The sequence below is a fragment of the Corynebacterium sp. MSK047 genome, assembly GCF_030232285.1.
Taxonomy (GTDB): Bacteria; Actinomycetota; Actinomycetes; order Mycobacteriales; family Mycobacteriaceae; genus Corynebacterium; species Corynebacterium jeikeium_D.
The window spans coordinates 102,944-127,962 of sequence record NZ_JASPJI010000002.1 but is presented as its reverse complement, the minus strand read 5'-3'; the positions used below and the strand labels follow the sequence as shown (position 1 = coordinate 127,962).

Genomic DNA, 25,019 nt, shown 5'->3' with positions numbered 1-25,019 from the left:
TTCTACCATTTCTCGTCACCGCCGAATGGGGTCTCGCGCGGGAACTTATTCGGAGCCGGAGAGACCCCTGGGGTGCCGGTGACCGTGGAGTCCGAGTCAGCCGGAATGTGCTTACCTGTACGACGGCCAGCGGTCGACAGCTGTCGCATGGCCTCGCGGTCCTCATGGATACGAGTGTCGTCATCGCGGCCCAAACCAGACAGTGCCAGCATGAACGCGGTGACGGCCATGGTAATCACGATGGCCGTCAGCACGAATGCCTGCGGCAGCGGGTCAGCCATCTGCTCGGCAGCGCCAGCGCCCGCAGTAGCCTCGTTGCCCAGCAGCGGCTCGCCACGCCAGGCGCCGACACCCGTGGACAAAATAATCAGGTTGGCGGCATGGGAAATCAGAGTCATACCGATGATGGTGCGCAGCATGCCGCGTTGTAGCACCAGGTACGTGCCACCGCCTGCGAGGACGGCAGCCATGATGGCGATAATCACTTCTTAGCCTCCTCAACGGTGGCATTAGCTGGGGCGGGGGCGGAGGCGCTCTCCGCTTCTGAGGCGAACACGCCCATCTCCGGCGGCACCCGCAAGCTCGAGCGGTCTGAGTAGAGATCCTGCATCACATCGTCCGACCCGGTCACACCAGGACGGTTCGGGCCGCCCAGGAGATTCAGCGCGGTTGCCACAATGCCGATGACGGCCAGGTACACGCCGACGTCGAAAAGCAATGCCGTGGTGAGGTGCTGACCCAGGAACTCGCCGTACAGCGGTGCCAAGAACGACCCCTTGGCGAATCCGACGAAGCCCGTGCCGATAGCCGTGATGACACCCGCAGCACTGAGTGCCACCGGGATCTTCTTGCCGAAGACCAGCTCGTCGCGGTCCTTGGACAGGTAAATCAGCATGACGGCAGCGGCACCAATCAGCGCCGCGTTGAAGCCGCCGCCCGGAGCGGTACCGCCGCGGTAGAGAACCACAGCGGACAGGGCGAACAGAAGCGGAGCCAACCAGCGGACCAGCCAACGCATCATGATGGAGTTCAGAGCGGGCTCCGCAAGCGGGGAAGGCTGATCGAGCAGGTGCGGGAAACGAGGCATCGACGTGACAACCGCCGCCATCGCGACACCCGCCATACCGAGAACCGCCAGCTCCCCCATCGTATCGAAAGCACGGAACTCAACCAGGATCACGTTGACAATGTTGGTTTCGCCCGTGACCTTCTCAGTGTTGTCGATGTACCACTGCGCGACCTCAGGCATCTGACGACGGCCAGTGAGGAACCACACCGCGCCGAACGTAGCCAAGCCCACGGCAACTGCCACAACCGCCGCCGAGGCACGGCGGTTCTTCGAGGTCTCAGAGAACGCACGCGGCTGGAAGCGCAGCACCAGCATCATCAGCACGACAGTCAGGATTTCCACCATGAACTGCGTCAATGCCACATCCGGTGCGCCCAGCAGGAGAATCTGCAGCGTGACACCAACACCGGTGACGCCGAGCAGCACAGCCGCCTGCAAACGGTTCTTCGCCCGAAGCGTGGCCCACACACCAATCACGACAACAACCAGCGGAATCAGATCGGTCAGGTGATCGATGCCGTCGATCTTCGGCAGCACCGGAGCGCCCCCGACACCCGGAGCGATCGCAATAACCAGGGCGTACACCGCGAGCAAACCAAGCAGCGGCAACAGGTGACGCGATGGCTGATGCGAACGCGCCACCTTGCCCATCGCGCGCCCCACACGCTGCGAGACGCTCAGCGACGCGTTGATTGCCTCCACACCAGTGAACGGGAAGAGCTTGCGGTCTGCCATGACGGCGCCTACGCGGGCACGAGTGAAGATGAAGCCCACGCCGACAGCCAGCACAATCACAGAGATAATCAGCGGCACATTCACGCCGTGCCACAGGCTCAAGTGCGATTCCTGAGTCGTGCCAGCCGGAAGCTGACCGACCGTATCGGCCACGCGGTCCAGCGGGCGGTTAAGAATCGCACCGGCAGCGAAGGCGGCTGGAAGGCTAAGCACGCCAGGGATGGCAGCCGGGAGCCACAGCGAAATTGGAGCCTCAGTGATGTGGTCCACGTTGCGCGGACCATCCACAAACGCACCGAACACCAAACGTGCCGAGTACGCGAAAGTACCAATCGCACCAATCGCCGCCACCGTCAGCAGAATGACGACACCGGTGTTGCTGAGCGGCGCACCTTCGAATGCGGTCAGCATGCCTTCCTTCGACATGAAGCCGAAGAACGGCGGAATTGCCGCCATCGATGCCGCACCGAAAATCATCGAGCCAAAGCTCCACGGCATCTGCTTCCACAGCGGACCGAGGCGACGAATATCGCGCGTGCCTGCCTGGTGATCAACCACACCAGCCATCATGAACAGCGAAGACTTAAACATCGCGTGCGCAATGGTGTGCACAACCGCAGCCATAATCGCGAACTTCGTGCCCACACCAATCGTGGCGACAATCCAACCCAACTGCGAGACCGTCGAGTACGCAATCAGCTTCTTCAGGTCAGTCTGCTGCAGCGCAAAGTAGGCCGTGGCAACAGCCGTCCACATACCCATGACGATCAGCAGCAACTGCCACACGCGCACGTCCGCGAAGACCGTGGAAAAACGCATCAGCAGGTAAACGCCTGCCTTGACGACGGCCGCAGCGTGCAAGAAAGCCGAGACGGGAGTTGCCGCCGCCATGGCCTCTGGAAGCCAGGCGTGGAAGGGGAACTGAGCTGCCTTCGTGAAAGCGCCCAGGGCCACCAGCGCGGCAATGAGGCTGCGCGCTGCCGGGTTGGCCTCCCACTCAGGCGAAGCCAAAACCTCGGTGAGATTCGTGGAACCGGTTAGCCACACCGCACCGCCGAGGGCGGCCAGAAGCAGCAGGCCACCGGTGAAGGTCAGCAGGAGTGTGCGCAACGAGCCCAGCTCGCCCGACGAGCCCGACCTCGCAATGAGCAGGAACGACGCCATCGAGACCAGCTCCCACCCGATGAAGAGGAGCATGATGTCGTCGGCAAGCACGAGGAGCAAAACCGCCAGCATGAACGCCGTCATCAGGACGTAGAAGCTCATCGCGGATTTCTTCGGCGGCAAATACGCGGTGGAGTAGATGAAGACTATCGAGCCCACCAACAGCGCCAAGAAGCTGAACACCATGGAGAGGGGATCGAGCTTCAGCGCAAACGCCGCGTTCAGTTCCGGGGACCAGACGCGGGACCAGGTGAAGGTGGTGCCGTCGAGAATATCGCCCGTTACACGCGAAAGCTGGACCACCGACGCGAGAAAAAACGCGACGATGGGCCAGCCTGCGTGACGACCAAGGAGCTTCACAAACAGCGGGGTCAGCGCCAGGGCAACCGCAACCAACAGCGGGACCGAAAGGAGGGTCAGGCTGTTGGTGGAGGTTTGGGCAGCTTGGGCTGCTTGGGTGGCTTGGACTGCTTGGACTGTTTGAGCTGCGAGCGTTGTTGCGTGCTCTGCGGAGCTGCTTGCTTGGGCGGTAATCGTTGCCGGGGCAGAAAGAACGGAATCTAAAGAATTCAATGTTGCCGATACGCCGCCGGACGCAAACTCAGAAGCCAATGTCTGGTCTGGTGGTGCGGTCGCCGACGGCGGACTGGCTGTAAAGGAGCTGGCTGATGCCAGAGCTGCTGCCAGGTGCGTCACTTTGGGGGCTACTTTCACATTGCTGTTAAAAAGGTTCGTACTTCTACAGACTAACAGCCACGAAAATGCTTCACGCGGGGTGAAAGGGGCATTTGGGGGAGCGGGGAAAGGCTCTGTGAATCCAGTAGTAAAAATACATAGGAACGAGTGATGGACGGCGCGTCGATCCTAGTTACTGACTGCGTTTATGACTGGTGGCGTTGGATTGACGCGAGTTACTGACTAGGTTTATGACAAAAATGGCCCGAAAAATGGCTTGAAAGTGTCATAAACTCACACAGTTTCACATTTGCAGCCCCGGAGTTTTCGGGTTGACAGTTTTGCCACGTAACTCCGGGCTGTGGTGCTGCCGCAGTTGGGGCCTGACTAGTCGCTACCTTGAGAACTGGACGCACTCTTTGGCTATCAACCCTGAACCGCGGCAAAAAGTAGGGTTCAGCAGCCAACGACGAAACCCTCCCTCGCCCGGATAACTCCAGGTGAGAGAGGGTTTCTACTTGGTCGGGGTAGCGGGATTTGAACCCACGGCCTCTTCGTCCCGAACGAAGCGCGCTACCAAGCTGCGCCATACCCCGAGGCCGCAGACACGAACTGGGAACATACGTCTCAGTGCTGTGCTTGCGAGGACTTACTTTAGCCCGACGCTGAGTCAGAATGCAAAACGCCTGCTTAACGGGCTGTGGGAAAAAGCCGCGGTCTCCGCCGCGCCCTTACAAACTACGAACTGCACCCCGACGGACTACGAACTACGAATCCCGCTCCACAACCTCGATCAAGGTCGCGGATGGGCGGCAGAACAAGCGCACCGGAGCGTAAGGGGAAGTGCCAAGGCCATTGGAGACATGCAGCCACGTCTTCTCGGTCCAGCGCGACAACCCCGAGGCCCGCGAGCGGTCGATACCGCAGTTGGTCACAATGGCCTTCCCGCCGGGCAGGCACACCTGGCCACCGTGTGTGTGGCCAGAAAGCACCAGGTCGTAGCCGTCTTCCGCAAAAGAATCCAACACGTGTGGCTCCGGCGAGTGCGACAGGCCGATAGCGATGTCGGCATCCGCATTCGGGGCACCGGCAATCTGCGAATAGTCCTCCAACTCGTGATGAGGGTCATCCACACCGGACAGCGCCACCTTCACGCCACCCGCCACAAACTCCAGCCGGGCATGGGTGGCATCCTGCCAACCGTGTTCGATAAACGCAGCGCGCATGCCGCGCCACGGCAGTTCGACGCGTGAGGGCTTGCGCTTCTTGCCCGTCAGGTACTTCAGCGGATTGACAGGCCGTGGCGCGAAGTAGTCATTCGTACCGAACACGAAGGCACCCGGACGGTTCAGCAGGGGGCCGAGCGCTGCGAGGACACTGGGAACGGCCTTGTCACTGCCCAGGTTGTCGCCGGTATTAATCACCAGGTCAGGGTTCAGAGCATCGAGGCTGGCAACCCACTTCTGCTTCAGCTTCTGGTCGGGGATCATGTGGAAGTCGGAGACATGCAGAATCCGGAAAGGCTCACCCTCGCGCTTTCCCGCCCGGGCGAGCGTGCCGGGTGCCAGCACGGGAACTTGCACACGGTGGAGTTTAAATGCGCGCAATTCGATTTGGTTCGCGTAGATGAACGTCGTCAAGCCGAGCGTGGCGAGAGCTGCGGCAGACCGCAGAATTCGGTTGGAAAAAGCGCGCGATGTCATGACAGAGACACTATCAACTACAGCGGTAATCTAGGGCGTATGAGTGAACTGAAGAACACAATTGTCTCCGATATGACCGCCGCAATGAAGGCCCGCGACAAGGAAACCGTCGCGGCGCTACGCATGCTGAAGGCCGCCATCCAGACCGAGGAGGTTTCCGGCTCCAAGCACGAGCTCACCGATGAAGAGGTGCTGCGTGTGATTGAGCGGGAGGTCAAGAAGCGTCGCGAGTCCGCTGAGATGTACGCCGAGAACGGCCGCCAGGAGCTTGCCGACGCCGAGCTCGCCGAAGCAGAGGTTTTCGCCCGCTACCAGCCGGAACAGCTTGACGACGACGCCGTGAAGAACCTCGTTGCGGAATCCGTGGCCGAGGTTGCTGGCGATGATGCGCCGAGCATGAAGATTATGGGCCAGGTTATGAAGGTGGCTAAGGAAAAGGCCGCTGGCCAGGTCGATGGCAAGCGGCTTTCCGAGGCCGTTAAGGCTGCCCTGCAGGGCTAGCGCGACCTTTCGCCGTTTTCCTTTTTCGGCGATAAGCGTTGGAGCTGTTTCTTTGGCGCGGGTTGGAGCTGCCTCCCAGAGCGAACTAAAGCGGACTAGAACGGCAGCAGCGGAATCAGATCCCGCAAGCTCGGCGCTGGCGGAGTGTTCGGGCGAGGGAACTGCGGTAGCGGATCCGGCCGGGACGTCGTCGAGTCCGGCCGCGGCGACGGCGCTGGTGGCGGGGTCGGACGGCGGGTGCCATCGGCCACGCGGATCGTGACGGTGCCACCCTTGAGTAGTAGCGGCGGCTGATCCAACCCGACCACGATTCCGCGCGACTCGCCGGTGAGGGAGACTGTGCGTTCCTCTACCTTGTAGCCGGCCTTCTTAAGGGTCTCCCGGGCCTCGGCCTTCTGCATGCCCACCACATTCGGCATTTGGGTGATAGAGGTACCCAGTCCGTAGTCCGAATCCAGTGGTGGGAGGTTCTTTCCGCCATAGTCCTCGATGACCGGGCCGACTGCGCCGAACCATGTCCGCGCGGGCTCGCGACCACCAAAGAGGTTGCCGTTCGGGCACTGGCGCAGCGGCGACGTGCACAGCTCCGTGACAGTCGGGGTGTCGTTGTAGGCGTACACCGATCCGGCCAGGCCGCCGGTGAAGCCCAGGAATGCCGCGGACTGGTTCGACTCGGTGGTACCGGTCTTAGCCGCGACTGGACCTTCCCAATTCAGCTCTTTCGCGGCATCCTTCGCGGTGCCATCGGTGGCGTCATTGCTGAGCGCATTAGCAATCGCGTGCGCGACACCCGGCTCCACTGCCTGTTCGCACGGTGGCACATTCAGCTTGACCGCATTGCCCTTGGAGTCCGTGATCGACTCAATTGGAGAGGGCTCGCACCAGCGGCCATTGCTGGCCAGGGTGGCAGCGACATTGGACAGCTCAAGGTTATTCACCGGCGTCGGACCCAGCACGAACGAGCCGAGCTTATGCTCCGAGACATAGTCCGCCACCGAGGACTCACCATCAAAACTGCCCGGCTCCGTGTATGAGCGCATGCCCAGGCGTACCGCCATGTCCATCACGCCATCGACGCCGACCAGCTCCGAAATCTGAATAAAAGGAGTATTCGGCGACCGTGCGAGCGTCTCACGCAGCGACATCGACGGCGGGAAACTACCTACGTTCTCCACGCAGTACAGGCCCGGCGGGCAGCCCTCTGCGCCACCGGTGCCCAGCCCGGAGGCCTCATAACGACGCGGCACCGGGAAGTTGGTGTCAATACCCAGCCCCTTTTCCACCGCCGACGTCGCCGCGAAAATCTTAAAAATCGAGCCCGCGCCATTGCCCACCGGCGTAAATGGCTGCGGCTGCACGGTCTGCATTTGTTCCGCATCGAGGCCGTATACGCGTGACGACGCCATCGCGAGCAACTTCCTGGAGTCATCCCCAGGCTCAAGCAAACTCATAACCTCGGCTGCGCCATCCGCAGTCGGTGACGCCTGCTGACGCAGAGACTCCTGCACGCTGTCCTGCACACGCGGGTCCAGTGTGGTCTTCACATGGAAGCCACCGCGCTTGAGCTTCTCGGTCTCAATACCGTGGTTCTCCAAGTAGGAGACCACATAATCACAGAAGAAACCCCGATCGCCCGCCGCGATACAGCCCTGCGGCAGGCGCTGAGGCTCCGGAAGGATGCCGAGATCAGCTGCCTTGGCGTCCTGAGCCTCCTGCGGGCCAATTGCCCCCGTGGATTCCATGGCCGCAAGCACGTCGTTACGCCGTGCATGCGCACCTTCCGGATTTGTATACGGATCGAGCCCGGAGGACTGCTGAACCATGCCCGCGAGCAGAGCGGCCTGCGGGACATTCAGATCGGACGCGGGAATGCCAAAGTATGTCTGAGCTGCAGCTTCCACGCCGAACGCGCCATTGCCGAAGGGGACCAAGTTCAGGTACTTAGTCAGAATCTCGTCTTTCGTCAGCTCATCTTCCAGATCCAACGCGATGCGAATCTCGCGGATCTTGCGACCATAATCCGTGGCAGTAGCAGCGCGGCGCTCCGACTCCGACTCTGCGTCCACCAGCAGCGTGTGGTTCTTAATCAACTGCTGCTCGATTGTGGAGGCGCCTTCCTGCACCGACTGGGACATGAAGTTCTTTACCGCCGCACGAGCAGTACCCTTCCAGTCCACACCAGAGTGCTCATAAAAGCGCCTATCTTCCACGCTGACCAGCGCATCCTTCATAGCTGGCGAGATACGTTCCGACGGCACATTAAACCGCCGCTGATCATAGAGCCACGCAATTGGCTGATCATTACGATCCGTAATAGTGGTGACCCCCGGTGCGTCCTTAGAAATCACCGACCGCGACGCCGACGCGAATTCATCAGCCGTGCGCGCGACGAGGTAGGCCGAGCCGCCCACAAGAGGAAAGAGGGCGCTGGCCACAATCAACGCAGCCAACACAGTGGCAACGGAGAGCTTGAACAGCGTCGAACCTTTATTCACAGCAATCACACTACAAGGTAGGGCGGATTGAGCCGAAGTGAGTTTTCGAAAATCCGCCTAGAGGCATGCCCGGCGAGCCCAGAAAAACGCCTGGCGAGCGGGGGCGGAGTGCTACGAGCGCCCTTACAATACCGGGCAACTCGTCGTGTGGTGGTTTCCGGAAAAAGATTTTCATAGTGACGCAAATCACCCCCGTGCTTTTGTTGGAAAAAGTTGCCCCACCTGCATTGTTGTATTTAGAGCTGCGCCACGTCCACCCTCCCAGTGTGACCCAATCGACATTATTTGGGTGGTGTGAATAGACTTACAACAAAATTTCAGCACTATTTAGTTGAAACTATTTCGAAATAACGAAAATCGCAGGCACGAGGAGGCTACAATGACCGCCACGATTCCCGATCGCAACCGCACTGCTACTACGCCAGACTACGAGCTCGGTGTAGAGAGCTTCCGCGATCGTCAGGAGTGGGTCCCGCGCGCTAAGTGCCGCGATATTGACCCGGATAAGTTGTTCGTTCGCGGCGCCGCACAGCGCGAAGCCGCAGTTATCTGCCGCCACTGCCCAGTGGTTCTGCAGTGCCGTGCCGACGCTCTGGATAACCGCGTCGAGTTCGGCGTCTGGGGTGGCCTGACCGAGCGTCAGCGCCGCGCAATGCTGCGCGAGCACCCGGAAATTACTTCGTGGGCCGACTTCTACGCTGAGCAGTACGCAGCTCAGCGCAAGGCAAAGCTGGCCAAGTAAAGCCGCCGGACTGGCGGACAGCTGGCTAAGTACCAAGTAAAACCGAAGTAAAATTGAACCCCCAGCGCGCGAGGCTGGGGGACAGATAAAGTAGCTTCCATGACTACTAAATGGGAATACTTCACCGCACCGCTGCTCATTCACAACACCAAGGCCATCCTGGACAACTTTGGTGAGGACGGCTGGGAACTCGTCACCGTTCTCCCGGGCCCGACCGGCGAAAACCACGTTGGTTACTTCAAGCGCCCGAAGACTGACTAATTACCTCGGTGTCTAGTACCTAACTAACAACGGCGGTTGTGCTTTCGATTGGCAGCTGACTCACGGTTGGCTGCCATCTTTCTTTGGCCGGCTTTATTCGCCCGGCCCTAGCCGCCGTGGAAAGGCTTAACTTAAATGAGCAACTCTGAATCTCGCACTCCTTCCCAGGCCCTCGAGGACCTGGGGCTTACCCTGCCTGCAGTTGCCGCGCCAGTTGCGGCCTACGTACCCGCAACGCGCACGGGCAACCTCGTTTTCACCTCCGGTCAGCTCCCATTCGTTAACGGCGAGCTCACCCACGTCGGCCACGTCGGCTCAGAAGTCACTGCTGAGGAGGCCAAGGAGGCAGCCCGCACCTGCGCCCTCAACGCTTTGGCCGCAGTCGATGCTGAGGTTGGCCTGGACAACGTCACCCGCATCGTGAAGGTCGTCGGCTTCGTCAACTCCGCCGCCGGATTCACTGGTCAACCGGGCGTTATCAATGGAGCCTCGGAACTCTTCGGCGACGTCTTTGGCGAACGCGGCCAGCACGCTCGCTCGGCAGTGGGTGTGAATCAGCTTCCGCTGGACGCTCCCGTGGAAGTCGAGATCATCGTTGAAGTAGCCCAGTAGCTGCTGTGTTTGCTGCCGTGAACAGCGGGAATGTTGCGTTCTCCGGGGCGTCGTAAAGCGTGCTTACACCCAAATGAGCCGAATTGGACGACGTGGCGCGCTCCCCGGATTGCGCAACCACGTAGGATAGAGGACATGGAGCATCCTGCGTATAGCCAACTGCGTCAGATTTCTCAGTCTGTGGGCGTCGTTCTGTGCCCGAACCCCAGCTACTCTTCGCTGGAGGGTACGAACTCCTACGTTATTAAGGCTGAGGGGGATAGCCGCAGCATTGTCATCGATCCGGGCCCGGAGGACGAGGGACACCTGAACGTCCTCCAGCGCTATGCCGGCGACGTTGCGTTGATTCTGCTGACGCACCGTCATGGCGACCATGCTGATGGCGCCGCACGTTTCCGCCAGCTCACCGGCGCGCCGATTCGTGAGCTGGAGTCTCAGTACTGCGCGGGAGGTCAGGATCCGCTTGTCGACGGCGAACGTATCGTCCTCGACGGAGTGACTCCGCAGATTGAGGTCGTGGCAACCCCTGGTCATACCGCTGATTCCGTCTGCTTCTTCATCCACACTGGTGATGGCGAGGACGATGTTGAAGGCATCGTTACCGGTGACACGATCGCTGGCCGCCACACCACTATGATTTCGGAGACCGACGGCGACCTGGGTAAGTACATGGAAACCCTGAAAATGCTGGATTCGCGCGGCAAGGGTGTTCGTCTGCTGCCTGGTCATGGTGCTGACCTGCCGGACATCACTGTAATGACGCAGAAGTACATTGAGCGTCGTAAGCTGCGCCTGCAGCAGGTGAAGGATGCCGTTGCCAAGCTGGGTGACGAAGCTACGGTGGACCAGATTGTGGATGAGATTTACACCGATGTCGATCCGGTGCTGCGTCATGCTGCTGAGCAGTCGACGCGTGTGACCCTGCGCTACCTGCGCGATCACGGGGAGTAGTTGCTGGGCTTCGGCTTCGGCTTGGGTTTTGGCCAGTTGCTGGGCTGGTCTGGGCTGAGCTTAATTGAGGCTTGGCTGAAGCCGAGCTTGAGTGAAGCTGAGCTTGACTCACCGCATGAAAAGAGCGTGTGACCTGCAGTTTTGCGGGTTGCGCGCTTTTTGTTTGGGCTAGTGCTAGTTGGGGTGGGCTAGTGCCGGTTGGGTGGGTTGGCCTCGTCGGGGCCAGCTCAATCACTTATCGATGAGGTATCCACTTGTCGATGAGCTATAGCGCGCGCACAAGTGAACAGCGCATCGATAAGTGATTGATGCAAGGAGAAATCGGTGAATGGTGCATCGATAGGTGCCGGGAAAGCATCGATAAGTGGCAGAAAAGCGTCGATAAGTGCGCCAAACTTGGCCGGCATGCCAGGTCAGCATGCCAGGTCAGCATGGCAGGCCAGCGGGGGAAGACAACAAAAATCCCGCGAGCCTCATGCGTTTCATGTGCTCCTACGGGAACCGAGGATCCAAAAGCAGAGGCTGCGGGATGTGAGTCGTTTGGGCAGCGCCACAAGCGCCACAAGCTAACGTGCGCCACAAGCTAACGTGCGCAACAAGCTAACGTGCGCGTCGAGCCAAACGCTCCGTATCGGAGATGAGCACGGACTTGCCCTCAAGGCGGATCCAGCCGCGGTGCGCGAACTCTGCCAGAGCCTTGTTAACGGTCTCTCGGGAGGCACCGACGAGCTGTGCGATTTCCTCCTGAGTCAGGTCGTGGTTCACGCGGAGAGCAGAACCTTCCTGAACACCGAAGCGATTGGCCAGCTGAAGCAGGGACTTAGCAACGCGACCTGGGACGTCGGTGAAAATGAGGTCAGCCAGTGAATTGTTGGTGCGGCGCAGACGGCGGGCCAGCATGCGCAGCAGCTGAGCTGGAACATCAGGGTGTGAACCAACCCATTCCTGCAGCTGATCGGCACTCATGGACGCGGCGGAAACTTCGGTGACGCAGACCGCCGAAGAGGTGCGCGGGCCCGGGTCGAAGATGGAGAGCTCGCCGAACATGTCGGATGGGCCCATGATGGTCAACAGGTTTTCACGACCGTCGGCTGAGCGACGAGCCAGCTTCACCTTGCCATCAATAATGATGTAGAGCCGATCGCCCGGCTCTCCCTCATTGAAGATGGTGGTTCCACGCGGGAAGCGAACCGTCTCGAGCTCGCCGAGCAAGGCCTGCACAGCCTCCTGGTCGACTCCCTGAAATACACCGGCCCGGGAGAGAATCTCCTTGACGTCATCCACGGTAAAATTCTCCTGTCTTGGGCCACTAACCACCGTAAATACAGGCCAGCAGCCGCCAAATTAGCACTCGACTACAGATTGCAGTGGCCAAACAGGAAGAGAAACTGCCCCGTCCCACTAGTCCCACTACTTTCGGTCTTTCCCGGTAACGCCGCTGCCAGCTTTCAAGGCAGGTTCATCCCTGGGCGAATTTCACGACAAAACGCCTCTACAGATGCATCCCAAAACTACGCCGTCACCAAGATGTGATAAACACCACTGTAGCAAAAGAGCCACTGCGCCTGTGGGGAATTCTGGTGAAAAGCCGCTGAACTGTGTATTTATAACTAATAATTCGCTAACGGTGTTCCAAGATGTGGTGGGGCATGACTTCTTTGGTTTTTGACCGAATATGCCCGAGCTGCTACCGGTTCCATCCGCATCCCGGACGAATCTAAAGATTCGGCCCGCGAAAGGTGCGCACGCGAATTGCAATCCGGGGTAGCCGATACACTACGACCATGGATACGACTGGCAAGGCATCGTCGTTAAGCACGCACCAGATAAACAAACCCCAGCCCACGCACCCGCAGGGATCCCTGACGTCGAAGAAGCGTCGGGCGGTGGGGGCGCATCCGGCGGCGCGAGGGAAGGAGACGCGCCTGGGTATGGTGCGGCGCGCGCGGCGGATTAACCGCACGCTGGCGGTGGCATACCCGAATGCTCACTGTGAGCTGGACTTTCGTAATTCGTATGAGCTCGCGGTGGCGACGATTCTGTCGGCGCAGTGTACGGACGTGCGGGTGAATATGACCACGCCGGCGCTGTTCGCTAGGTACCCCACCCCTGCCGATTTGGCGGTTGCGAATCAGGAGGAGGTCGAGGAGCTCGTTCGGCCGACGGGTTTCTATAGGAATAAGGCTGCGAACATTATCGGCTTTGCGCAGGGGGTGATGGAGCAGCACGGCGGCGAGGTGCCGGGCACGTTGGAGGAGCTGGTGAAGCTGCCGGGCGTGGGGCGAAAGACGGCAAATGTGGTGTTGGGGAATGCTTTTGGGGTGCCGGGTTTGACGGTCGATACGCATTTTGGGCGTCTGGTGCGGCGCATGGGCCTCACGGAGCAGGAAGATCCGGTGCGCGTGGAGCACGAGATGATGGAGGTGCTGCCGCGCGCGGAGTGGACGTGGTTTTCGCATCGGCTGATTTTCCACGGTCGCCGGGTGTGCCATTCGCGCCGGGCGGCGTGCGGGGCGTGCTTCTTGGCGGCGGATTGCCCGTCGTACGGCATCGCGGGTCCGGCGGAGCCGGAGACTGCGGAGAAGTTGATTAAGTCAGACGACAGGGAATGGCTTCTCTACCTGGCCGGTCTTAATGACGGCTACAGTGGGGAGGAACTTTCCGCGCTTGACGACGGGGATAGCGCGCGCAACACCACAGCGACACAGGACTAGTCGAGGAGCACTTTTCGTGAATGAGCAGGGCGGTCATAGTCACAATGGTGGCCACTATGAGGATCGGCAGGCGGACGTTAACCGTTCGGCATCGCTGATTACGCTGCTCATCGCGGGAATTAGCATTGTGGGTCTGGTGATTTTCGCGATTGTGAATACCACTGGTGGCAATGACGAGGCCGACGGTGGTGGGACTGGATCTGGTGTGAGTGTCGGTACGGATGGCGCTGGCAACGGTGATGGCGCTGGCAGTGATGGTGAAGTGGATGGTGCACCGGCAGCGCCAGCGATGTCGAAGGATGAGATCGCGGCGGTAGCGGGTAGTGGCTCGCTGACCGGTGTGCGCTTGCCGCTGTTGGCGGAGTCGGGAGGCTCGGCAGGCCAGGACAACGAGGTTGGGCAAGCGGAGCTGGTGGACATGGGGCAGGTCGTCGAGGGCAAGCCGACAGTGCTTAATGTCTGGGCGTGGAACTGTGCGCCGTGTCGCCAAGAGCTACCGCTTATTGAGCAATGGGCCAAGGACAATCCGGACGTGCAGGTGGCGACGGTGCATGCGGCTCGCGAGGCGGGGCGTGGCCAGGCCTTCCTGCAGGAAATCGGAGTAAAGCTACCGACCTACTCGGACACGGTCGACGTGGTCGGACCAGCGTTGAATCTACCGCGAGTTGTGCCCATCACCGTGGTGTTTAAGGCAGATGGCACGGTGGCGACCATTCATCCTGGTGAATTCACCGATGCGCAGCAGATTACTGACCTCGTGCGAGGTGCATTGAAGTGACTCAGGGACAGTCGTGGAATCGTGACGCAAGCTCGGGGCTGTATCTGCCGAAGTGGTTGACCAATAGTTTGCCGCCGCACCTGGTCAGCGCTGATCACGACGCGGCAGGTCACGCCAGCAGCGCCAGCCACGCCAGCCACGCCAGCACCAGCCATGCCAGCAGCGCCAGCCACGCCACAACAGGCCACTCGGAGCAGCAGGTGGCCGGCCGCTCCGCTTCGTCGTCAAGCGTGAAGCGTGCGTTTGCGAAGTTGCGGCGAGACTCTTCGACGCAGGAGGAACCGTTGCGGAATCCGGCGCGGTCGGCGGTGTTGGTGCTGATCAGCGGTGATGCGGAGGCGCACCAACGGCCGGAGGATGCCAGCGTGGTACTTACGCACAGGGCGACAACCCTGCGTAAGCATGCAGGCCAGATGGCTTTTCCGGGCGGTCGTGTCGATCCCGAGGACGTGGATGAAATCGATACCGCGCTGCGTGAAGCCGAGGAAGAAACCGGCCTGAACCGAGAGACGGTGACACCGGTGCGGGTGCTGGACTCGATTGACATTTCGCGGACTGGCTTCGCGGTGAATCCGGTGTTGGCGTATTGGCATGCACCGCATCCGCTGCGTGTGGTCGACCCTGCAGAGACGGAATCGGTGCTCAATGTGCCAATTAGCCACCTGACGAATCCGGACAACCGCATGATGCTGGGCTATCACGGCTGGACAGGACCGGCATTTAAGGTTGGTGACTTCGTCGTTTGGGGCTTTACCGGCGGCGTGCTGTCCTACTTGCTAGACGTGGCCGGCTGGTCGGAACCGTGGGACGACACCAACGTGCAGAAACTTTTGCCGGTGCTCGCGCGTTCCGCTAATGGTGAAAAACTGTCCGTACTGAAGGGAGGCCGACGATGATGCCTGCAATCGCTGTGTTTGACGTTGCGCTGCTGGCGGTCTTCATTTTCGCGCTTATCGTCGGCTGGCAGCAGGGCGCCGTCTCGTCGATTATGGCCATTTTGGGCGTTGTCCTGGGCTTGGTCATTGGTGTGCCCTTGGCGCCGCTAGCTATGGCGCAGGTCGAGAACCAGTCGGGAAAGGTTCTTCTGGGCCTCGGCACGGTGATTCTGTTGGCGTTGATTGGTCATGCGGTGGGAACAGTGGCAGGGCAGTCGCTGCGGAATACCATTCGCTCGCCGTTGGCTGTCGGCCTGGATTCTAGCCTCGGTGCCATCGTGCAGTCCGTGACGGCGCTGGTAGTGACATGGATGATCGCCGTACCCCTGGCCACCGCCGTGCCTGGGCAGTTTGCCGACTGGGTGCGTGAGTCCAAGGGCATGAACCTCATTGACCAGGTCGCGCCCGACGAATGGAGCGACGGCTTCAGTGGCATCCTCCGTCAGCTCCGCGATGATGGAATGCCCGCCATCGCTCCGCCATTCGGCTACAAGCAGAACGTCCCCGATGAACCCGCCGACCCCAATGTGATTTCACAAGGTGTCGTCGACAGTATTCGACCGTCCATCGTCCGCGTCTTGGGCGAGGCCCCGCAGTGCGAACGCTTGCTGCAGGGCACGGGCTTTGTCATCGCACCGGATCTGATTCTCACCAACGCGCATGTTGTCGCCGGCGCCACCACTGTTCGGCTGGAAACCGTGGTCGGCATGGCTGACGCAAACGTCGTGCACTACGATCCGCTTGACGACGTCGCCCTGCTCCGAACCACCGACCTACCCCTGGAGCCCATGCAGTGGGCGGACCAGGAAGCTCGTTTGGGCGATGACGCGGTAGTGCTGGGCTTTCCCGAATCCGGTCCCTTTAAAGCCACGCCTGCACGCGTGACGGAGAACATCATTATTCGAGGCCCGGATATTTATTCGTCGACTCGCCACGAGCGCCAGTCCTATGTTCTGAAGGCAGATGTGCGCCACGGCAACTCGGGCGGACCACTGATTACGCCACAGGGCCAGATCCTGGGCTTGGTCTTCGGTGCCGGTGTGAACAATGACCAGACTGGTTACGCGCTGACGCACGCCGAGGTCCAACCACACATTGATGAGGCGATGGATAACTACGGGGCCATCAGCACGCAGGAGTGCGTGGCGGGGTAAGCGGAAAGTTGTGTGGGGCGCGCCAGCCCCAGCCGAGCCGGAGTCTAAGACCCCTCCGGCAACCAGTGCAGGTGATCCCTGATTGCCTGCACCACAGCCTGAGGTTTCTCTGCCGGCAGGAAGTGCCCACAATCCGGCACAACGCGCACGTGACTCGAGCTGAGCTCCACTAGCGCACGTGGGGTACGAGTGTCCTGCTCGCCGACGAGCAGCACCGTGTGCTCATCGCTTTTCGACGACCCCTCCATCGCGCCCAACCACTTGCGGAAAGCGGCCGGAGCCGGTCGCGTCCACCAATTCATGTGAGCCAGTGCAGGGCGGAGTGCCCCACTGGCCAGGCTGTCAGCCATGAGTTCCGCGGTCTGTTTTCCCTCGGGGGTCTCGGCAAACCCTTGCCCGGTGGTGGACATGGACTCGCGCACGATGCGGTCAATAAGCCGCTGCTGGCGAGCCTCAGCCGCCTGCGTGCTGAACTTACTGCGACGCAACTGCGGTACCCGTGGCCGCGAGTCCCACCACGAACGGCGCAGCAGCGGGGCAAGGCTATTGCGGAAGTCCTCCGACCACGGGCTCTTCAACTGGTTGAGCCACACCTTCGGATGTGCAGCACCACAACCAATAATTCCGGCAACAAGGTTCGGCTGCCGCGAGGCCAGCGTCCATGCCACCCACGTGCCGAACCCCTGACAGACCAGCAGTGCAGTCGAGTGCCCCAACGAGCGAATCGACGAGGCGATGTCCTGGGCCGCCTCAAACGGATCATAGCCATGCGGTGTTCGGTCGGACTGACCGTAGCCACGCATAGAAATAGCCACAGCGTGCACGGGGAGGGGGTCTCCCGAGTCGTCGTTAAGCATTGGCAAAACCTCGCGCCATTCAAACCAACCGCCAGTCGAGCCGTGAATAAACAACACGAGCGGATCGGAGGGGCGGCCGCACTCGGCGATGTGTAGGCGCTGGCCGCGGACGTGAATGAGACGATGACGCCAGGGGCCAGTGAGAGAATCGCTGAGGGAGGTCATGAGGGGAAAATACCTTTTCCGAAGGGCTTAAACCGGGACTGAATAAGACAAAAGGGCGAGACCAACAAGTCCCGCCCAATTTCTTTTAAGCCTTTAGGTGTACATACCGTTCGACTGCGAAGACTTCTTCGCCGACCCCGACGGCACGACCCCCTTCAGCTCCTGCATCGACTCGATGGTCTTCTCCGGCTTGCGGATCGACTTGACCTTCTTCAGACCCAGCAGTGCTGCAACACCGGCGATGACCAGCATCAGAACGAAAACGATGAGGAACGCAGCCCAGGTTGGCAGCCAAACATCCAGCAGCCAGCCGAGGAAGAAGAAAAAGAAGAACGAGGAGTACAGTGCGACGACGCCGGCAACCGCGAAGAAGCCACCGCCAACTGCGCCCTTCTTAGCCTCGCCAGCAATTTCGGCCTTGGCCAGCTCAATCTCAGAGCGAACCAGAGCGGAAATCTGCGAAGAAGCATTAGACACGAGCTGGCCGACGCTAGCATCACCCGATGCGTTGCTATCCACATCACTCAGCGGGATAGCGGTAACACGCGGTTCGGTGCCGTCGGTAAAGAGACCCTTCGTATCGTCGTTGCTCACGTGTACTTCCTCCTACGCAGATGGTTGGAAAAGATGGTTTGAAACTTTAAAACTGCAGTTACAAACTGCCATACTACCTCTGATTGTGGGTAGGGCGCGCCATAAGGGCGAAAAAGCCAAGAACTCGTTGAAGTTTTTCTCATCTTTGACCATTTCTATATAAGTTTGTCACTTACTTAGCGGTGAAGAATTAGGGTGTGGGATATGAACAATCAGCCTGAGAACGTGCGTGGAGCCGATGGAATTGGCGCCGGTGCTGGCAACGGTGTCGGCAATGGCGCCGGTGTCGGAAAGGGTGGCCTAGCTGGCATGAGCCTGGGTGTGTCCTCCGTGTCGGCGAAGAAGCGCGCAGAGCGTGAGGCAGCGCAGGCGAAGGCATCTGAATCGGGTGCCGGTGGCGCTGACAGTGCTCCCGCCGCTGCTATTCCGCAGCTTGACCCCAAGGACCCCCTCGCGCCCCTGTGGCAGCTCGACGGCGTTGCGCACGCGGCTGATGTCGCGGCCAAGGCTATCCAGGCCGTCCATAGGCACAAGGCCAACCTGCGCAAGCACAACGTCACCGGCTCCGAGTCGGTCCTGCGTGGCGCTCGGGCATCGGCGTGGCTAGAAGGCGGCGAGCCATCGCTTCCCGACGACGGCAACATCACCGACCCCGTACTCGCAGCAGCCCTGCGGGTTGCCGACACCATTTCCCCGGAGTCAATTGGTGAGACCACCCGCGTGTGGCAGCGCGCTCCGCAGCAGGTGCTGGCCAAGTTTGCGTTGAACGCATCGCCCGCAGGTGAAACTGAAGACGGTTCCGAGGCTCGGATGAAGGCCGGCCGTCCGGTCGGTGACGACAAGCTCTCATCTGCGATGAAGGAGCAGCGTCTGCACGTGCTCGGTGACTTCATCACTGGCCGCAGCCAAATCCATGCTGGCGTGCTCTCGGCGATTGTGCACGGTGAGCTGCTGACTCTGCGCCCCTTCGAGTACCACAACGGCATCATCGCCCGCGCCGCCTCGCGACTGACAACTGTCGCAACCGGCCTGGATCCGCGTGGCTTGGCCGTGCCCGAGGTCTACTGGACCCGCCACCGCCAGGAGTATGTCGAGGCTGCAGAGGGGTTCGCGTCGGGAAGCGCCGATGGCCTTCGTGCGTGGATTCTGCTGCACCTGGAGGGGCTGAAGGCCGGTGCCGTGGAAGCGCGCGGTATCGCCGAAGCGGTGTAGGCGGGCCGGCTGCTGGATGGTGGGTTAGTCGGCCTTTGGCTCGTCGTCGTTTTTGCGCAGTGCCAACAGCGTCGCACCTGCGCCAAGCGCCAGTGTGACGCCGGCAAGAATTGCAGCATTGCGTTTCGACGGCGCGCGAAACAGCGGGACGGGATTCCGGAATTGGCGCACAGGCCACTCACGTTCCGTCGCAATCTTGCGCAGAGCGCGATCGGGATTGACCACGACGGGATGGCCGACTGCAGACAGCATGGGCTCATCAGTGATGGAATCCGAGTATGCGAAGCATTCGGCCAGGTCGAACTGGCGCTTTTCCGCTATCCGACGCATCTGCACAGCCTTGTTTTCGCCTCGGCAGAAGAACTCCGTTTCACCCGTGAAGAGCCCATCGCGGACCTCCAGCTCGGTGGCCACCACGTTGTAGACACCGAGCGCCTGCGCAATGGGCTCAACAATCTGTCGAGCCGATGCCGAGATAATAAACACCTGATGCCCCTGCGCGCGGTGTTCACGAATGAGCTCCAATGCCTCGGCGTAGATGTACGGCGTGATGTTCTGCTCTAGGGTTTCGATGGCGACCTGGCGCAGCTCCCTGGCACTGTGACCAGCGATAAGGGCGGAAAACTGCTCGCGGGTGGCCTCCATTTGCGCCTCATCATGCCCCTGCGACATGTACAGGGCATGGCTGAGCGCCATTTGCAGCATGTCTGTCGGCGAAATGATGCCGCGCTCGAGGAATTGCTTGTTGAACGCATATGCCGAGCTCTTGGCAATAATGGTTTTATCCAGGTCAAAGAACGCAGCGACGCGAGAGCCAGCGGTGGCGGAGGCACCTTCCACGATGCGTGTGTCCGTAGAAGCGCGCGGCTGCGGCGTTGTTGAAGCCTTGTTCTCGCCGGTGTTCATAGACTCCGAGCTTACCCATGGATGTCGGGCTCGGGGAGAGCATTATGAGTGTTTAATTGCTGGGTGGGGACTGGGGGATTGGGGCGGTGGCGGTCGTGGGGGCTTGGCGGCGATTGGGGCGCGGCATTTCCTGGGCGCGATTAATCGAGGAAACGTGACATCGAACATATTGGGCATTAAATCCTTTGAAAGGTATTTGCAGATTCCTCGGGATATGTAATACTTGGACGTGGCTGGCCCCTTCTTGTTCTTTTTAGAAACAGACTGCGAGGCCGCCCCGGCTCAATCCCCCCCCCGAGCCGGTTAAAGACGCCTCGCGCCAATCCCCCCCCCCGGCGCGGGGCGTCGCCCCTTTTTGCCCAATGTTGAGGGTTATGTAGAAAAAGTTACAGGCTGCAAATGTGAAACTGTATGAGTTTATGACACTTTCAAGCCATTTTTCGTGCCATTTTTGTCATAAACGCAGTCACTAACTTGCATTGGCCAGGCCGCGCAGTAGTCATGCCGCGCAGTAGCCATAAGGCAAAGGCGACGTGGCGTTCTGCAGTTATCCACAGTCTGAAAATTATCCACAGACAGCGAGGTTTTGGCCCCTTGTGGGCATCATTGAATCCGCCCTGTAGTGCACGCTATGGCCATGGCGATCAAGAAACTGTCCATGGCTCAGCGAACCGAGGCTCCAACAAATCCAGTAGTCAACGCCGTCGATGATGAAGCGCTGCGTGAAGAGGTTGCGCTCATAGTCGCTGCTACCGGTCGTGACTGTGTGCAGGAGACCGTGCCACCTGTGGCTGCAGCGTCAGTGGCCGCACAAACATTTGCTTCGCCGCCAGCATCACTATCATCATCAGCCCCAGAGCCTTCCCCATCGTCAGTATCGACAGGAGCGGGAGTTTCATCGGCCCTGTGGCGTCGGGCACCAGCGGTGTTCGTCGATGCACCGGCAGCCCGAAGATTAGCCGGGCGGCCTCATTGTGAGGGAGCAATCTTTCTGGTCCGCAGTGATACTGAGGCGGAAGATGCGCAGGTAGCGAAGGTTTTAGCTCCTGTTTACAGCGCTAGTTTGCCCGCGGATAACGTCGATATTGTCGAACTGCTCGGCCGAGCCGAGGTACGTCCGGATGGTCCGAGGCTCTCCGATTTCCACCACAGCTCGAGCCTTCTGAACCACCAACACACCCCAGCGTCACCTGCGAGCGCAGACGTGATTACAGCACCAGGTACAGAACCCGCACCGAACGTGCCAGCAACTACAACCGATTCCACGGCAACGTGCCTGATGGTGGTTCCTGCGGTCGGCGGTGCCGGTGCTTCCATTACGGCGGCAGCGAGTGCATTGGTTCTTTCCCGTGAAAAGCCCATCTGCTTGGTGGACGCAGATGCGCTGGCGGGAGGTATTGATCTGGTGCTCGGGATGGAAACGGAACCGGGACTGAGGTGGCAAGACTTCTCGGCTGCTGATGGCCGTCTTGACGGGGCGGCACTCTACGAAGCACTGCCATCCTGCCCGCGATCGCCCGCGCTGAAAGTGTTGACGTGGACTCGCAGTCGCACGCCCGAGACGGCTTACAACCACGCCTCGGCGGCCACCAAATTCGACAGTGCCGACAGACCCGGCAGAACCGACAGGCCCGACGATGTCCGGCACATTGCCAGCACCATTAGTTGCCTTATTCATGCCGGAATTACGGTCATCGTGGACTGCCCGAAGCAAGTGGAGTACGTCACCACTCTCGGCGCGCTTGCCGATGACACCGTCATCATCCTGCCCACCTCGGTCCGAGCTATCGCAGCCGGTGGACACCTGGCCAGCGTCTGTGCACAGGCAGGATTCACGCCAAGTCTGGCGGTTCGGCACCAGCAGCACCGCGATATCAGTGTCGAAGAGGTTGAGTACGCGCTCGATCTGCCCATTGCTGGTGAGATTGAGTACTGCAAGAAAGTAGCTCACGAGATAGATGTGGGCGGGCTCGCTGGAACCGTCGGCAAGCTGACGCGGGGATTGGAAGCGATGTTTGCCCTTGTCGGCGGTGGTGGCGATGGATGACGTCAGGCTGTTGGCGGCGGTGCGGGCGGCGCTTGCGGAGCGGCCTGGGGTGGCATCGCATAGCGAGGTCGCCGACATCATTCGCGCGGAGACCGCGGGAGTTGTCTCCGATGTGAAGGTGCTGGAGATTCTACGCACGATTCGCGAGGAAACAGTGGGCGCGGGTGTGTTGGATGCGCTGTTGCGACGCCCTGGTGTCAGCGATGTGCTGGTCACCGCGCCGGGCGAGGTCTGGGTCGACGCTGGCAACGGACTGGAGCGGGCCGAGATTTCCTTCGCGGACGAGGGCGAGGTGCGCGCGTATGCGGTGCGGCTCGCGTCGCGGTGTGGACGAAGGCTTGACGACGCGCAACCCTGGGCCGACGGCCATATTCCTGGTGGTGTCGGCGGCTGTGGTGTGCGAGTTCATGCGGTGCTTTCCCCACCGTCGGCGACCGGCACTCAGATTAGCCTGCGGGTGCTGCGTCCGGCTCGTCGCGGACTTGCGGAGCTATGCGATGTCGGGCTATTTCCACCGGAAATTCTGCCGGTGTTGCGGGGAATCGTGGCGGGACAGCTTTCGTTTATTGTCGCCGGTGGCACGGGTGCGGGAAAGACCACGCTATTGGCGGCGATGCTCTCAGAAGTTAATCCTGACCAGCGCATTGTGTGTATCGAGGACACTCCGGAGCTGCAGCCTCAGCATCCGCATGTGGTGAAGCTGGTGACCAGGGCCGCCAACCTGGAGGGCGCCGGTGCGATTGGGCAGCAGGAGTTGCTGAAGCAGGCGTTGCGCATGCGTCCCGACCGCATTGTCGTCGGTGAGATTCGTGGCGCCGAAGTGGTGGATCTGCTGGCTGCGTTGAACACGGGGCATCGCGGTGGGGCAGGGACAATTCACGCCAACCGGATTGGGGATGTCGTCGCGCGCTTTGAGGCTTTGGGGTTGATCGGTGGCCTTAGTCGCGCCGGGCTGCATGCGCAGTTGGTCTCTGCGGTGCAGGTGGTGTTGGTAGTCGAACGCGCTGATGTTCGCCGGCTGGCGCAGATCGGGCTGCTGCGCGGTAACCCACCGGAGGTGGTGGAGGTTTGGACTGCTCGGGACGGGCCGGGACCGGGGTGGGAAACGTTGCAGAAATTGCTGGTCGGCAGGGAACAGTCGGTGGAATAACCGGTGGAATAACCCGGGGGAAAAGTCAGGGGATTAGACGGGGAGATTAACAGCTATGGGGGAGGGATTTAGCGTGACCGTACTCATTGGGGGCGCGGCTGCGGCAGTCGCTATCTGGCCGGACAGCTCGGCGGCGGTGCGCTCGCGAGCGCTGGCAGGCCGTGCCCGTGAGGTGTCCTGTGGACTGAAGTGGTTGCAGCGCATGATTGGACTTGGTGCTGGTTCCACGGGGTCGAGCGCCGCAAGCACTGGCAGTGCGAATAGAGCTGCAGGGCTATCGATTCTCATCGTTGCAGGCCCGGCACTTGTGTTGCTGTGGCTCGCCGGGATTCCAGGTGTCATCGCCGGGCTATTGCTGGGCCGCACCGCAGGGGCCGTAGTGCGCGCTGTGGGGACTAGGCGCTGTGAACGTCGGGAAGCGGACAGCGCTGCGGTAGCGCTGGAAACCTTGACCGCGCAGTTGCGCGCAGGTGCGGCGGCCTCAAGAGCGCTCAACGCGGCAGCAGCGGAATTGCGCAGGGCAGAGGACATGACTGTGTTGGCCGATCATCTTGCGCACGCGGCGCACCGCGCGAACTTCGCCGACCCGTGGGAGGGCGAAGAATCTTCGGAGCAACTGCGTCGGATTGGGCGTATGTGGACGGTGGCGCAGCAACATGGTCTGAGTTTGGCCGGGTTACTGGACTGCGCGCGGGGTGATCTGCAGGCTCGTCAGGCACATCGTTCTCAGACCTCCGCTGCGCTGGCGGGACCACGCATGACGATTGCCATTTTGGCTTCGCTCCCAGTCTTCGGGCTGATTATGGGGCAAGCGTTCGGAGCGTCCCCCTTCGAGTTCCTCAGTCGCGGTATCGGAGGAATTGTGCTGGTCATCGGTGTTGGATTGGTGTGCGCGGGCATAGAATGGGCCGTCGCGATCATCGATCGTGCGGAGGCCGGACAATGATCGCCGCCGCACTTCTCATCGCTGCCTACCTCTGCTTGCCGACATTCAATCCCGTCCGCAGCCGACTGCCCGAATTGGTAGCGGAGTCGGATGCTCGTACGCGAGGAAGCGTGCGCCGGCAGGTGACCAGTCGGGTTGCGCAGATTGCCGCACAGGTGAGGGAACGTGTGCGAACTGTCATTGGCGGTGAGCGCATCAGCCCGGCTGTGCTTCTCGATGCCGCGGCGGCCCTCGACATCATTGGCGCTTGTTTGAGCTCCGGTATGCCATTGTCCCAGGCAATGGAAGCAGCCGCCGATGGCGCAAACTCTGAGCTGGCCGAGCCACTCCGACAGTGTTCCGCCAGGTTATCTGTGGGCGCGCACTCCGCTTGGGACAGCCTTGCTGCCACACCCGCGCTCGTGCCCCTGGCGACGGCTGGGCGCCGCGCAAGCGAATCCGGCACCGTTCTGGCGCAGGCATTGGAAGACACCGCTGCCACGTACCGCAGTCAAGCGCACGATGCGGCGCAAGCCGTCGCCGAAAAGGCTGGTGTCCTCATTGCCGGGCCGCTGGCGTTGTGCTTTCTACCCGCGTTTGTGGTGCTGGGTTTGGTGCCCACCATCGCTGGGCTTGCCGACGAAATGTTTGCAGGACTGATGCCGTCATGAAGC

The 25,019-nt window shown here is 60.8% G+C and carries 22 protein-coding genes and 1 tRNA gene; 14 read left to right on the top strand and 9 right to left on the bottom strand.

The window, feature by feature from the left end; translation table 11 throughout:
• Positions 1 to 2: 2 nt before the first annotated feature.
• The 4 genes from QP981_RS01335 to QP981_RS01320 form a co-directional block, all read right to left on the bottom strand.
• A complete protein-coding gene (locus tag QP981_RS01335) occupies positions 3 to 485 on the bottom strand; it encodes a sodium:proton antiporter (protein WP_049190869.1) in 483 nt (160 codons plus the stop codon).
• Positions 482 to 3,388, bottom strand: a complete 2,907-nt coding sequence (locus tag QP981_RS01330) for a DUF4040 family protein (RefSeq protein WP_502869546.1) — start codon at positions 3,386 to 3,388, stop codon at positions 482 to 484. Before QP981_RS01330 ends, QP981_RS01335 begins: the two co-directional genes overlap by 4 nt.
• Positions 3,389 to 4,162: 774 nt before the next feature.
• Positions 4,163 to 4,239: transfer RNA gene (locus tag QP981_RS01325), tRNA-Pro, on the bottom strand.
• 171 nt (positions 4,240 to 4,410) lie between these two features.
• On the bottom strand, positions 4,411 to 5,346 hold the full coding sequence (locus QP981_RS01320; protein ID WP_284857304.1) for a metallophosphoesterase: 936 nt from the start codon (positions 5,344 to 5,346) through the stop codon (positions 4,411 to 4,413).
• A gap of 39 nt (positions 5,347 to 5,385) precedes the next feature.
• Between QP981_RS01320 and QP981_RS01315 the strand changes: the two genes are divergently transcribed.
• Positions 5,386 to 5,847, top strand: coding sequence for a GatB/YqeY domain-containing protein (locus QP981_RS01315; RefSeq protein ID WP_005511696.1), 462 nt, complete (start codon positions 5,386 to 5,388; stop codon positions 5,845 to 5,847).
• Between the two features lie 95 nt (positions 5,848 to 5,942).
• Here the strand turns inward: QP981_RS01315 and QP981_RS01310 are convergent, their stop codons facing one another.
• A complete protein-coding gene (locus QP981_RS01310; RefSeq protein ID WP_070841443.1) occupies positions 5,943 to 8,351 on the bottom strand; it encodes a transglycosylase domain-containing protein in 2,409 nt (802 codons plus the stop codon).
• 370 nt (positions 8,352 to 8,721) lie between these two features.
• Here QP981_RS01310 and QP981_RS01305 point away from each other — a divergent pair, with 370 nt between their 5' ends.
• The 4 genes from QP981_RS01305 to QP981_RS01290 all read left to right on the top strand — a co-directional run bounded on the left by QP981_RS01305 (position 8,722) and on the right by QP981_RS01290 (position 10,908).
• Entirely contained in the window at positions 8,722 to 9,084 is a 363-nt protein-coding gene (locus tag QP981_RS01305; protein ID WP_005511664.1) for a WhiB family transcriptional regulator, read from the top strand.
• Between the two features lie 99 nt (positions 9,085 to 9,183).
• A complete protein-coding gene (sp36, locus tag QP981_RS01300) occupies positions 9,184 to 9,345 on the top strand; it encodes a Sp36 family protein (protein ID WP_141744780.1) in 162 nt (53 codons plus the stop codon).
• 135 nt (positions 9,346 to 9,480) lie between these two features.
• Positions 9,481 to 9,957: a RidA family protein gene (locus QP981_RS01295; RefSeq protein ID WP_070854037.1), complete on the top strand. Its 477-nt coding sequence runs from the start codon at positions 9,481 to 9,483 to the stop codon at positions 9,955 to 9,957.
• Between the two features lie 135 nt (positions 9,958 to 10,092).
• A complete protein-coding gene (locus tag QP981_RS01290) occupies positions 10,093 to 10,908 on the top strand; it encodes an MBL fold metallo-hydrolase (protein ID WP_005511689.1) in 816 nt (271 codons plus the stop codon).
• A 600-nt stretch (positions 10,909 to 11,508) separates the two neighbouring features.
• Here the strand turns inward: QP981_RS01290 and glxR are convergent.
• A complete protein-coding gene (gene glxR, locus QP981_RS01285; RefSeq protein WP_005511668.1) occupies positions 11,509 to 12,192 on the bottom strand; it encodes a CRP-like cAMP-activated global transcriptional regulator GlxR in 684 nt (227 codons plus the stop codon).
• Between the two features lie 500 nt (positions 12,193 to 12,692).
• Between glxR and nth the strand changes: the two genes are divergently transcribed.
• The 4 genes from nth to QP981_RS01265 are packed head-to-tail and all read left to right on the top strand — an operon-like array spanning position 12,693 to position 16,489.
• Positions 12,693 to 13,622 carry an endonuclease III gene (gene nth / locus QP981_RS01280; protein ID WP_502869545.1) on the top strand — a complete coding sequence of 310 codons (930 nt, stop codon included), beginning with the start codon at positions 12,693 to 12,695 and terminating at the stop codon, positions 13,620 to 13,622.
• A gap of 16 nt (positions 13,623 to 13,638) precedes the next feature.
• Positions 13,639 to 14,400: a TlpA family protein disulfide reductase gene (locus tag QP981_RS01275; RefSeq protein WP_284857303.1), complete on the top strand. Its 762-nt coding sequence runs from the start codon at positions 13,639 to 13,641 to the stop codon at positions 14,398 to 14,400.
• Entirely contained in the window at positions 14,397 to 15,296 is a 900-nt protein-coding gene (locus tag QP981_RS01270; RefSeq protein ID WP_284857302.1) for an NUDIX hydrolase, read from the top strand. Before QP981_RS01275 ends, QP981_RS01270 begins: the two co-directional genes overlap by 4 nt.
• Entirely contained in the window at positions 15,293 to 16,489 is a 1,197-nt protein-coding gene (locus QP981_RS01265) for a MarP family serine protease (RefSeq protein WP_284857301.1), read from the top strand. The genes QP981_RS01270 and QP981_RS01265 overlap by 4 nt, the downstream gene beginning before the upstream one ends.
• Positions 16,490 to 16,533: 44 nt before the next feature.
• On the opposite strand, the gene QP981_RS01260 is transcribed toward QP981_RS01265, so the two are convergent.
• The gene (locus tag QP981_RS01260) at positions 16,534 to 17,511 is read right to left on the bottom strand and encodes an alpha/beta fold hydrolase (RefSeq protein WP_284857300.1); all 978 of its coding nucleotides are present in this window, start codon (positions 17,509 to 17,511) and stop codon (positions 16,534 to 16,536) included.
• Between the two features lie 93 nt (positions 17,512 to 17,604).
• A complete protein-coding gene (locus QP981_RS01255) occupies positions 17,605 to 18,105 on the bottom strand; it encodes a phage holin family protein (protein WP_016421928.1) in 501 nt (166 codons plus the stop codon).
• 204 nt (positions 18,106 to 18,309) lie between these two features.
• Here QP981_RS01255 and QP981_RS01250 point away from each other — a divergent pair, with 204 nt between their 5' ends.
• Positions 18,310 to 19,317 carry a Fic family protein gene (locus QP981_RS01250; protein ID WP_350309461.1) on the top strand — a complete coding sequence of 336 codons (1,008 nt, stop codon included), beginning with the start codon at positions 18,310 to 18,312 and terminating at the stop codon, positions 19,315 to 19,317.
• Between the two features lie 24 nt (positions 19,318 to 19,341).
• On the opposite strand, the gene QP981_RS01245 is transcribed toward QP981_RS01250, so the two are convergent.
• Positions 19,342 to 20,223, bottom strand: coding sequence for an HAD family hydrolase (locus tag QP981_RS01245; protein ID WP_284857299.1), 882 nt, complete (start codon positions 20,221 to 20,223; stop codon positions 19,342 to 19,344).
• Between the two features lie 637 nt (positions 20,224 to 20,860).
• Here QP981_RS01245 and QP981_RS01240 point away from each other — a divergent pair.
• From QP981_RS01240 to QP981_RS01225, 4 genes are all read left to right on the top strand, one after another.
• Positions 20,861 to 22,270, top strand: coding sequence for a CpaE-like family protein (locus QP981_RS01240; protein ID WP_284857298.1), 1,410 nt, complete (start codon positions 20,861 to 20,863; stop codon positions 22,268 to 22,270).
• A complete protein-coding gene (locus QP981_RS01235) occupies positions 22,263 to 23,420 on the top strand; it encodes a TadA family conjugal transfer-associated ATPase (protein WP_284857297.1) in 1,158 nt (385 codons plus the stop codon). Before QP981_RS01240 ends, QP981_RS01235 begins: the two co-directional genes overlap by 8 nt.
• 73 nt (positions 23,421 to 23,493) lie before the next feature.
• A complete protein-coding gene (locus tag QP981_RS01230; protein ID WP_284857296.1) occupies positions 23,494 to 24,366 on the top strand; it encodes a type II secretion system F family protein in 873 nt (290 codons plus the stop codon).
• Positions 24,363 to 25,016, top strand: coding sequence for a type II secretion system F family protein (locus tag QP981_RS01225; RefSeq protein WP_070601320.1), 654 nt, complete (start codon positions 24,363 to 24,365; stop codon positions 25,014 to 25,016). Before QP981_RS01230 ends, QP981_RS01225 begins: the two co-directional genes overlap by 4 nt.
• Positions 25,017 to 25,019: the final 3 nt, after the last annotated feature.

Bases quoted from the DNA above. Each gene is read 5' to 3' on its own strand.
- QP981_RS01260 (WP_284857300.1), bottom strand. From the start codon at position 17,511: ATGACCTCCCTCAGCGATTCTCTCACTGGCCCCTGGCGTCATCGTCTC.
- QP981_RS01240 (WP_284857298.1), top strand. From the start codon at position 20,861: ATGGCGATCAAGAAACTGTCCATGGCTCAGCGAACCGAGGCTCCAACA.
- QP981_RS01290 (WP_005511689.1), top strand. From the start codon at position 10,093: ATGGAGCATCCTGCGTATAGCCAACTGCGTCAGATTTCTCAGTCTGTG.
- QP981_RS01235 (WP_284857297.1), top strand. From the start codon at position 22,263: ATGGATGACGTCAGGCTGTTGGCGGCGGTGCGGGCGGCGCTTGCGGAG.
- QP981_RS01305 (WP_005511664.1), top strand. From the start codon at position 8,722: ATGACCGCCACGATTCCCGATCGCAACCGCACTGCTACTACGCCAGAC.
- QP981_RS01265 (WP_284857301.1), top strand. From the start codon at position 15,293: ATGATGCCTGCAATCGCTGTGTTTGACGTTGCGCTGCTGGCGGTCTTC.
- QP981_RS01250 (WP_350309461.1), top strand. From the start codon at position 18,310: ATGAACAATCAGCCTGAGAACGTGCGTGGAGCCGATGGAATTGGCGCC.
- QP981_RS01295 (WP_070854037.1), top strand. From the start codon at position 9,481: ATGAGCAACTCTGAATCTCGCACTCCTTCCCAGGCCCTCGAGGACCTG.
- QP981_RS01225 (WP_070601320.1), top strand. From the start codon at position 24,363: ATGATCGCCGCCGCACTTCTCATCGCTGCCTACCTCTGCTTGCCGACA.
- nth (WP_502869545.1), top strand. From the start codon at position 12,693: ATGGATACGACTGGCAAGGCATCGTCGTTAAGCACGCACCAGATAAAC.
- QP981_RS01315 (WP_005511696.1), top strand. From the start codon at position 5,386: ATGAGTGAACTGAAGAACACAATTGTCTCCGATATGACCGCCGCAATG.
- sp36 (WP_141744780.1), top strand. From the start codon at position 9,184: ATGACTACTAAATGGGAATACTTCACCGCACCGCTGCTCATTCACAAC.
- QP981_RS01245 (WP_284857299.1), bottom strand. From the start codon at position 20,223: ATGAACACCGGCGAGAACAAGGCTTCAACAACGCCGCAGCCGCGCGCT.
- QP981_RS01320 (WP_284857304.1), bottom strand. From the start codon at position 5,346: ATGACATCGCGCGCTTTTTCCAACCGAATTCTGCGGTCTGCCGCAGCT.